The 9,431-nt window shown below is 49.7% G+C and carries 12 protein-coding genes; 7 read left to right on the top strand and 5 right to left on the bottom strand.

Annotated features, from left to right (window positions below; translation table 11 throughout):
* Positions 1-6 precede the first annotated feature (6 nt).
* Both ACKLKD_RS26830 and ACKLKD_RS26825 read right to left on the bottom strand, forming a co-directional pair.
* On the bottom strand, positions 7-864 hold the full coding sequence (locus ACKLKD_RS26830; protein ID WP_420061997.1) for a cysteine peptidase family C39 domain-containing protein: 858 nt from the start codon (positions 862-864) through the stop codon (positions 7-9).
* Positions 854-2,131 (bottom strand): HlyD family secretion protein, encoded by a 1,278-nt coding sequence (locus ACKLKD_RS26825; protein ID WP_009309915.1) that lies wholly within the window; start codon positions 2,129-2,131, stop codon positions 854-856. Before ACKLKD_RS26825 ends, ACKLKD_RS26830 begins: the two co-directional genes overlap by 11 nt.
* 661 nt (positions 2,132-2,792) lie before the next feature.
* Here ACKLKD_RS26825 and ACKLKD_RS26820 point away from each other — a divergent pair.
* A complete protein-coding gene (locus tag ACKLKD_RS26820) occupies positions 2,793-3,671 on the top strand; it encodes a restriction endonuclease (RefSeq protein WP_009309916.1) in 879 nt (292 codons plus the stop codon).
* Positions 3,672-3,711: 40 nt separating this feature from the next.
* Here ACKLKD_RS26820 and ACKLKD_RS26815 read toward each other — a convergent pair whose 3' ends face one another.
* Entirely contained in the window at positions 3,712-4,128 is a 417-nt protein-coding gene (locus ACKLKD_RS26815) for a type II toxin-antitoxin system VapC family toxin (protein ID WP_040155119.1), read from the bottom strand.
* Positions 4,125-4,355, bottom strand: coding sequence for a type II toxin-antitoxin system VapB family antitoxin (gene vapB, locus ACKLKD_RS26810; RefSeq protein WP_001261276.1), 231 nt, complete (start codon positions 4,353-4,355; stop codon positions 4,125-4,127). Before vapB ends, ACKLKD_RS26815 begins: the two co-directional genes overlap by 4 nt.
* A 553-nt stretch (positions 4,356-4,908) precedes the next feature.
* On the opposite strand from vapB, the gene ACKLKD_RS26805 reads away from it, so the two are divergent.
* From ACKLKD_RS26805 to ACKLKD_RS26780, 6 genes are all read left to right on the top strand, one after another.
* Positions 4,909-5,853, top strand: coding sequence for a hypothetical protein (locus tag ACKLKD_RS26805; protein ID WP_011977810.1), 945 nt, complete (start codon positions 4,909-4,911; stop codon positions 5,851-5,853).
* A gap of 36 nt (positions 5,854-5,889) precedes the next feature.
* Positions 5,890-6,282 (top strand): hypothetical protein, encoded by a 393-nt coding sequence (locus tag ACKLKD_RS26800; RefSeq protein WP_011977811.1) that lies wholly within the window; start codon positions 5,890-5,892, stop codon positions 6,280-6,282.
* Between the two features lie 57 nt (positions 6,283-6,339).
* Complete coding sequence (locus ACKLKD_RS26795; RefSeq protein WP_011977812.1) at positions 6,340-6,861, top strand: hypothetical protein; 522 nt, start codon at positions 6,340-6,342, stop codon at positions 6,859-6,861.
* Between the two features lie 45 nt (positions 6,862-6,906).
* A complete protein-coding gene (locus ACKLKD_RS26790) occupies positions 6,907-7,110 on the top strand; it encodes a hypothetical protein (protein WP_011977813.1) in 204 nt (67 codons plus the stop codon).
* A gap of 29 nt (positions 7,111-7,139) precedes the next feature.
* Positions 7,140-8,144: a hypothetical protein gene (locus ACKLKD_RS26785; RefSeq protein WP_011977814.1), complete on the top strand. Its 1,005-nt coding sequence runs from the start codon at positions 7,140-7,142 to the stop codon at positions 8,142-8,144.
* A 183-nt stretch (positions 8,145-8,327) separates the two neighbouring features.
* Complete coding sequence (locus tag ACKLKD_RS26780) at positions 8,328-9,107, top strand: site-specific integrase (RefSeq protein ID WP_013214009.1); 780 nt, start codon at positions 8,328-8,330, stop codon at positions 9,105-9,107.
* A 57-nt stretch (positions 9,108-9,164) separates the two neighbouring features.
* On the opposite strand, the gene ACKLKD_RS26775 is transcribed toward ACKLKD_RS26780, so the two are convergent.
* Positions 9,165-9,422, bottom strand: coding sequence for a hypothetical protein (locus tag ACKLKD_RS26775; protein WP_013214010.1), 258 nt, complete (start codon positions 9,420-9,422; stop codon positions 9,165-9,167).
* Positions 9,423-9,431: the final 9 nt, after the last annotated feature.

Genomic DNA, 9,431 nt, shown 5'->3' with positions numbered 1-9,431 from the left:
GCCGTTTTATTCAACAAAGCCGTTCAGGGAACCAAATCGGCTCTGTATATCACCAAATTTTCGGCGTTCAAAATACTCTAGATGCAATTTTAGTAAATGCTGCAGTAATCCCTTTTGCCATTGGGCATTAATAAATGATGACATAATCAGTACTGTCCATGAGCGAATAAGACCAGTAATGGTTCTGAGTGCCACAAAGAAAACAAGGCCGAAACAAATTAATGTTAATAGACCGGAGTCATTTGCCGGTATGGCATGATCCATGACCAGTTGGGTTGCAACAGGCATCACTAAGTTTATACTTTCAATAATGATAGACAGGAAAAATATTTTCGTCAGTGCACTGTATAAACCATGGGTATTTTCAAGCATGGCTCTAAGGCTGATTTTATTTTTTACGTTTTCTTTTAAAAAATTGTTGTCAGGCCATATTTCCAGAATAATACCTGTGAATTTTTTTGAGAGTTCACTCTTAGCAACCTTCACAATCCCGACTGATGGGTCATGAATTGTGAATTTTCCATTCTTAATTTTTGTTAATACAACAAAATGATTAAAATCCCAGTGTAATATGCAAGGAAGCTTCACTGAATGTAACTCATCCAGCTCTACGGACACAGCTCTCGTAGACATATGCATCTTAACAGCAATATCATTTAAACTTGCTAAATCAGTTCCTCTGCTCGAAAGATTGAATTTTTGTCTTAGCGTAAAGATATCAATATTCTTTCCATAATAACCACATATCATTGCCAGGCATGCCAATCCACATTCCGAAGACTCCGTTTGATGGATCATAGGAAAACGTGATTTCAAACCTAAATCAAGTTTGTTTTTTAATACACTGACAACTTCACTTTTCATGAATATTACCCTGAGCACTTTTTACTACATCATAGAGTGGTGATATCATCCATTGGTATATCTTTCGATTTTCCAGGAATAATGTTAATTCTGCTCTCATCCCATTCTCCAGATGTATTTCTTCCTTGTTATAATATATCCTATCATTTTCAGGTGTGACCATGACCCGGTAATAAGCATGGCCAGAGAATAACTTTATATTATCTAATAAGTGATAGCTTAACATTTCTTGTTGCGAAGAAGGAGACTTAGATATTGAATGAATGATGCCATTAAATTGTCCAAACTTTTCATATGCAAAAGCGTCATAACGGATTCTGACGTGGTCACCTTTTTTTATATACGGAACGGCCATATCAGGTATCCATAAAATTAAGTATAGTTTTCTATCTCTCTCCGGTATTATCTGCGACAGAGTATCACCTGCATTAACAATCTGACCCTGAGATACATTCAATGTATCGATTATGCCATCTGACGGTGATCTTATTATAATGCTACTATTTAGCCCTGATTTTATTAATTCTTTTTTAAGTTCATTGCGCTGCAATTTCATCTGATATATTCTGCTGTCATATTCTGAAGTCTGTATCTGAACTTCTCTCTCAAGATTTTTTATTTGCAATGCATTTTGTATATTCTGGTTTTTAATGGACAAGACTGAATTTTCTTGCTGATAGTAGAGCGACATTTGGTTTGTTAGCTGATCGTTGTTAATTAATCCATTTTTCCGGTACTGTTCATAATTTCTCATGTTGTTTTCCATTTTTTGTAGTCCCTGCTCTGCAGTTCGTACAATCGAAGACGAGATATCGTATGCTTCCTTATATTTATTTCTCTGATCTTTAATTGACTGCAGTGTTTCGTCTCTCCCCTTTTCCAGGTTTCGGATGATCTCATCAATTCCATGTAACTGAGAAGTTATTTCGTTAAATTCGTTATCACTGACAACGCCGGATCGGGTTGTTTTACTTGTATCCAGCTCATAAAGACGGTCCCCTTTTCTAATTTTCTGCCCTTCCTTCACATATGATCTGACTACATACCCTTGTTGACTGGTTGATATAACAATTGGACGGGGCCAGGTGGTCACTTCCGCGGACACATTAATACGCCTGGTATAACTGCCAGAAATGATGAAAACGATAAAAAAAGTTATAAAGACGAAGCAGCTTAAAACGATACACCATAAGGGGATACCTGGCAGCAATATTGCTTTTGCTTTCCATACAGAATTACGGTGTTGTAACGCTTCCTGCCTGAACATTCCTTACTATCCTCCGGAGTTCCATTACTGGTGATGAACATTTATAATTGTTGATATATACTATAATAAATGATCGGAGATGACGTATGAAAAAAAATCCAGAAACCGCAATTCATGAAGCAGATGCCAGAGAGAAACAAGCTTTCCGGTATCATCGCTGGATATTAAAGGGAGTATGGTGTTTTGCCGTTCTGTTTTTTATCTGGTTACTATTTCTGTCCCATCGCTAATGAACTGAGGTACTCTCTCTGGTCTGGTGTTCTCTGCTTGATCAGTTCCTGTGACCAACCTGTTATGATGTAACAGGAAGTGTTTCGCGGGACCAGCCATCCCGCATGAAATATTCTGAGAATAACTCATGCGTCATTTTTATGTGGGAAGTATACCGTCATTGAGCTATTTCAGCGCTTCGCTGGTTTTTTTTGCCAGCGCTTAACTTTTTTAATTTAAGCAAAAATATACTGACAATATTGCGCCAAGTGCATTAATGCTTAAAAAGCAAATATATTTAGTATTTATCTCTAATTACGCATTAAACCTCTCCCGGGCTCGTGACATCCTGAAACCCCAAAAATCGGAACCACCCAAATTGACGCATGGCATTGACTCAGTACCTCCTGAATTGACATCCCGTTATACTCTGTAAAAACAGGAGGCTGGCATGAAACTGAAAATACAGGACCTGAGACTGTTTAATCTCGTCTTTGAAAGCGATCCGGGCTGGATACTCGATTTCTCCAACCGTACGCTGTCGGCTTTTTTTGATGAAGAGCTGAACATTGATATTGATGATGAATGTTATAAGGAAGAAGGAACCTCAAAAGCTAAACGGGTAAGATGTTTGCTGAAACAGGTGGATCGTGAGACAGCCCTGCGGGTTCTTGATACCCTGTGGCGGTATAAAATGGAGACCATGCCTGAGCAGGCCGAACAAAGCCGAAATGACTGGCTTGCACTGATTTCACGGCTGAAAAATACGGACGCTGATACAGCCAAAGGCGACAGGCCTGTGCAGGCATGGCACGGTGTCGACTGGCCTTCACTGATAGCCGAAATGAACGAGATGAAATCCCTGTCGCCACATCCGCGGGGTTTCCGTTTTGAAGCATGGCTTGCAGAACTTTTCAGTATCTTTAAGCTTGCCCCCCGCTCGTCATTCCGTAACACGGGCGAGCAGATTGACGGCAGCTTCCGGCTGAATGATGACTTTTACCTGTTGGAAGCTAAGTGGCATCAGAACAGAACGCCAGCGGCAGATTTGCACGTATTCGAAGGAAAACTCAGCACCAAGGCGAAGTGGGCCCGGGGCGTGTTCATCAGTTGGATGGGGTTTACTGATGAAGGTCTGACAGCCTTCGTGAAAGGAAAACGGGTGATCTGTGTCAGTGGTTATGATCTTTACCATTCACTCAGTCACGGTATCGCTCTGCCCGACCTTCTGGACGCAAAACTCCGACACGCAGCGGAAACAGGGGAGCCTTATGCCCAGTTTGACAGGCTTTACACTCTTAAGGGCATAATAACCGGCACGCCGAAATAACCTGCAGGGTAATTCAAGAAATTACCCTGCGAAGAGCGGCTTACTTCACCCAGTCTTCCAGCACCAGACCCGGCACCCGCTCAAACTCTCTCACATTGTTCGTCACCAGGATGGCGCCCGCCGCGATGGCGTGCCCGGCAATGGCCGTGTCGTTCGGGCCGATCGGCGTCCCGGCGAGGCGCAGCGCCACCCGGATGTCCGTCGTGGCGTCCACCGCGGCCCGGTCCCAGGGCAGGACGGCATCGAGGCGCGCGCAGAACGCGTCGACCAGATGAATATGGCGCGGCGAGGCCTTCGGGCCGGTGGCGCCGAAGCGCATCTCGGCATACGTCACGGCCGAGACCACAATGCGGTCACCGCGCAGCACCGCCTGCTCCAGGCGCTTCAGGACGGATTCCGGCTGCTCGCGCATGATGAACGAGCAGATGTTAGTGTCGAGCATCCAGGTTTTCTTCATGGCTCAAAGCGTCCTTCATCGCTGACCACATCCTCACGCTCCGCCATAAAGTCCGGATCGGCCCTGTCCAGCTGCGCGAACGAGCCCCAGGTCGGCCGGACGGGACGCAGAATGATGCTGTCCCCTTCCCGGACGATCTCCAGCTCGCTGACGCCGTCAAAATCCAGGTCCCGGGGCAGCCGAATGGCGCGGTTATTGCCGTTTTTAAATATCGAAACTGTGCGCATGGATGTTCCTCCGGCTGATCATGCATGATGTGTGAGTACATATGTGCAGTATATGCCTGCCGGATTGGTTTGTATAGGTGTCACATATGCAGATGCGTGGCATATGGATATGCTGCGCATATCCTGTTTTCTCATTTCTCCACCGCAGATCCGAAAAATACCAGTTCCGGATCTCCGTCAGACCCACCGGCGCTCTGCGGCCCCCTGACACAATATGTAGCGGTGTTATCAGCTGCTGGTTACGCTATATGTTGTGTTAACCCCCTGCCCCGTGACCGGCCGCTCACCACCGGAAAAGGGCGCTTTGCTTATTCCCTGACCGTGGTACACTTCCGGAAAGTTGTTATACGCAAAAAAATCGGATCTGCCGGAAACGGCCATCCGGTAATTTAGCTGCGTGACTGTTTCATGCCTTATCACGTGCTGATTTCTTCCTTTGTGTACAAAATGAATCATAACGTATACATTTATTGTTATAGCGGTAAATCAGGCTTCATGTTTACTTCAAAGACCATTTACCAGTCCTGAATACGTTTTGCATAAGGAAGGAGTCATGGCGAAGATCCAGGCCAGAAATGTTGACGATGCGCTGTTTGCACGCATTGAGCAGTCAGCGATGAAAAATGAACGTTCACTCGAAGGGGAGATCCGCCTGGCGCTGGCCAGACAGTATCCTGCCGGGACCACCTCTCCGGAAATCCTCTCCAGCCGGCAACAGTGGCAGAAGGAATGTGGCGGGCGTCTGCGCGCCCTGTTTGACCGTCTGTCCGCTGACGGCTTTTTCCCGGGGGCCGGGCAACCCGGGCCGACGCGGATCGCCGACCAGGTACGGATAGCTCACCGGTTACATGTTTCCCCGGGACTGCTCCTGGACTGTATCGATGGCGCCGGTGAGTTAACCCGTGAGCTGGCTGAACGGATTGAAAGCCGGTTCGGCGCCAGTGCAGACTGGCTGACCACCGGTGACGGGAAGATGTTCCCGCTGGTGATCCTGGGGACGTATTTTGGTGTCAGCTGGGAGGAGTTTTTCTTCCCGGATGATGATGAAAGGTATGTCTTTGAGTTCATCCGCATCGCCGGTGGGCGCCATGATGGCACCCTGATGATCCTGCGCCAGCATGAGCAGAACGGCCGTATCACTGCCGGCGTGGTAACAGAGGCGTTTTTCCTTGGTGCCGGTATGGGGCCGGGGGGGTATGTAAACCTGAAAGAATTTTTGTTGTTCCTCAGACAACACGGCGGGAATCTGGTCATGAATGCGTATGTGTTCTCCCCCCCGGAGCCGGATTTTGATTTCTGGTCAGTCATGGGTCAGCACCATCCGGTCTGGTTCCGTGACGCCAGACGTCGCTCCCCTTCCCGCTGGCTGCAGCAGGTACTCAGTGGTGAAGATCCGGGCGAATGGTTTGCCGGGGGATGGTCATCAATACTGAAAGAAGTGGCCGAAGCTACCCCTCCGGATAACGCTACTGAACATACAGAAAAAAATGATGAATGATTCGGTGCATCACGGCAACGTATAACAGGAAACCAGATGAACAGAACATATGACGAACCAGAGACCGAAACGGACGTGATGGCCGCCGCCTTCCGCACCATACGCAGGTACGGCATGACTATCATCACCGCCACGCAGCATATGGATGTTAATGGTTACGTGAAAACTGACCCGCGGATGCCCAGAACGCGGCTGCGCCGCTACCTGGGGCAGTATGGCCTGCGCGGTGAGGCGCTGAACAGGGAGGTCAGACGTATCGTTGCAGGGCCTGAGCGACGCGACAGTAAGCTGAAGGACGGGATTTACTATACCTGGCCTTATGGCTGGGAGCCCTGTGATTTTACGCCGATGATGCGCCGTATTTTTCGCGGGAAGCGGACCCGCCATGTGATGATGTCAGATGAAATGCCAGCGCTGTTTCTCAACTAAAGTACTAACGAACAGGCCCAGTCTGTGTATAAGCATACTCCCCAAATCAGGTTCGGGATGATAGCGCCCGGACAACATGGCAAGAATCTGCGGGACATTCCTGAGCAGTGTTTTGATTACGGGTTTGATCGGGAAGATCGCTGGCCGGGGCTGGTTCTGGCCTCTACGGTAACTGTGCCGAACGGTAACACCGATGGCTGGCGACTGGCGACGCAGAGTTGCGGTGGATTCAGCTGTAACGAATTTCAGGCCGCGGTTCTGCCCCTGCCAGTTCGCCCGGAGATGCTACGGTTTCTTGAAACCGTCGCGGAGGAGGAATTTTCGCCGGCGCCTCTGGATTACTTCAATATGATGGATGCCGCCGATGCCGCAGCAGTTAAAAAAGGGTACCTGTCATGTCTTCACCGCGCGGGGCTTTCCTGCAGTGAGCATAATCTGTCACTCCTGACACAGGCGCTTTATCCGGTGGATGCCACAGCGGAAAACATGAAGATCCTGGCCGGGAATTGTACTGAACTGGCCGCAATGAAGGTTCCCGGGGGACTGACGATATTTATCGTGGGTCAGAACTGTGATTAATTTGAACACAAATGAGCCATTCCTGGAGACGGAGGATAACAGTCAATGATGCCGGCATTACCAGGTCCGGGCGTTTCGTTTTCCGCTGCGCAGCTGCCGATGATGACGACCCTGAGCGCCAGTGACGGCTGTCACCTGTATTTTGAGCAGGGCACACTGGTGTGGATCGAGGTTTACTCGCAGGGCGACAAGCGCTGGCCGTTTTATGGCAGACCAGAACTGACGGGAATTACCCATTCATCCACGTAACAGTTACGCAACGGGACAAAGAGACCGGTATGGAAGCGAAAACTAAAACCTTCATAAAAACGTCTGTTGATGATAACGGCATGTGGCTGCTGACCGTCCCGGCGGGGAGCGCGGGCAACGAAACGGTGGTTGTGGTCGTCAGACGGGTGGAGGAATGTCGTTACGGGTCTGAGGACTCGCCAGGGGCATATCTGTGGATCACCTGTAGCCTGACGCTGTACGGTGACGGACAAAGTACACCGCAGACCATTGTCGCGAAGTTCGAGCACGGCCGTGTGGAACTGTTCAGTGTTGAATTTATGCTGAATGAATTTTTACCCCGTGGTCGGGGAGTGGGCAGCTGGATCATGCAGCAGATGGTGCTCTGGACCCGCTCCCTGCCGCCGGAAACGCTGGTCAGACAAATCCACATTTCGTCCGTGGATGCGAAAAACATTCACAATCTGATCCGCCGGAGCAGACTGTGGCGTGGGCTGGGTTTCCGGTTCCCGCCGGGGGAAACCAGCTCAATGCCGCTGCGGGCAGACGAACTGCAGTTGCCACGGGGCAGGTGTTCAACGCTCCGGGTGGAGCCCCTGGTATCCGCGGTACGCCGGCTGGAAGACTGTTATCGCGGGCTGCAGGAAAAAATCGTGCAGCTCGAAGGCAAAAAACGGTCGCAAAAACAGTTAATTACTTCACTTAGGAATCGTCCATTTTATCATCTGTTGCACAGGAAAGGGGGCCAGCTCCCGGACGAGAAATGTGACGCCCTGCCACTGCGGGCAGAAAAACTGTCTCTGCCGCAGAGCGGGGATTCTGACCTGGAGGTGGCGCAACGGGCAACCGGGGTTATCCGGCTGGCAACCCTGTGTAGTCAGTCGCAGGAAAAAATCGTTGAGCTCGAAAGGGATCTTGCCTCGCAAAGTGAATACCTCCTTGACCTGCAGACAAAGCTCCTTTCTATCCTGTGGGGGAAAGTCGCTAACCTGACCTTATTCTGGGGGGGCGTGGTGATTTTTCTGTACTTTATCAAGTGGATGTTGGTGGCATGAATGTTCCCGTTCCATAGCCACCCACTGAAGAGGACTGAAACCAGTGCCCGAAAATATCGTGTCTGTAATCACTGACGGGGTAGTTTTGTTTGCGACTTCGTCTGTTTTCTGGCTGGCTAGTCATCCTGACTCCGGTAATATTACGAAGAAAATTCTCGGCAAAGAAAAAAGTTAACAGAAATTATGAATAACCTGGTTCCAGTTGGATCTCCGCAATCTCCCGGAACATTGCTCCCGGTGGCCATCGATTACCCTGCCGCCCTCGCCCTGCGCCAGATGGCGCTCGTGCAGGATGAACTGCCGAAATACCTGCTGGCGCCGGAAGTGAGCGCCCTACTCCATTACGTGCCGGATCTTCACCGCAAGATGCTGCTGGCGACGCTGTGGAACACCGGCGCGCGCATTAATGAAGCGCTCGCGCTGACCCGGGGGGATTTTTCGCTGGCGCCGCCGTATCCGTTCGTGCAGCTGGCCACGCTCAAGCAGCGCACCGAGAAAGCCGCCAGAACGGCCGGCCGAGTTCCCGCCGGTAGCCAGGCTCATCGCCTGGTTCCGCTTTCCGATCACCACTACGTCAGCCAGCTGCAGATGATGGTGGCCACCCTGAAAATTCCGCTGGAAAGACGAAACAAGCGCACCGGCAGAATGGAGAAGGCGCGTATCTGGGAGATCACAGACCGTACCGTGCGCACCTGGCTTAGCGAAGCGGTGGAGGCCGCAGCGGCCGACGGGGTGACGTTCTCAGTACCGGTAACCCCCCATACGTTCCGTCATTCCTACGCGATGCATATGCTGTATGCCGGCATACCACTGAAGGTTTTGCAGAGCCTGATGGGCCACAAATCGATTAGCTCGACGGAAGTCTATACGAAGGTGTTCGCACTTGATGTTGCTGCTCGGCATCGAGTTCAGTTTCAGATGCCCGAAGCGGATGCGGTAGCCATGCTGAAAGGGAATATTTAAGTACTTAGGAGAATGATGCTGGCGAACGTCCTGCTCGCCGGTGAGGTCTGTCAGACGTTATCTGGACCAGCTGACGGGAATATCTGCTCTGTATTCCTCATACTGCTCATAGATTGCATGCTGAAGCATCGTAATACGTTCTGACAACCTGTTGGCGTCCGACATATGCCGCCATTCCCCCTCAATAGTGGTTTTCTGTCCATCCGGGAGATTGAGCGTGATCAATACCTTTGTATCACGAAAAATCACCCCGTCAGTGAAAGAATTAAGACCACTTCTTACGGTATTATCTATATGTATAGTTTCAAGTTTCATCTTGTTACC

Origin of the sequence: Klebsiella sp. 10982 (assembly GCF_048589245.1) — a bacterium.
Classification (GTDB): domain Bacteria; phylum Pseudomonadota; class Gammaproteobacteria; order Enterobacterales; family Enterobacteriaceae; genus Klebsiella; species Klebsiella quasivariicola.
This window is presented reverse-complemented; position numbering and strand designations above follow the sequence as displayed.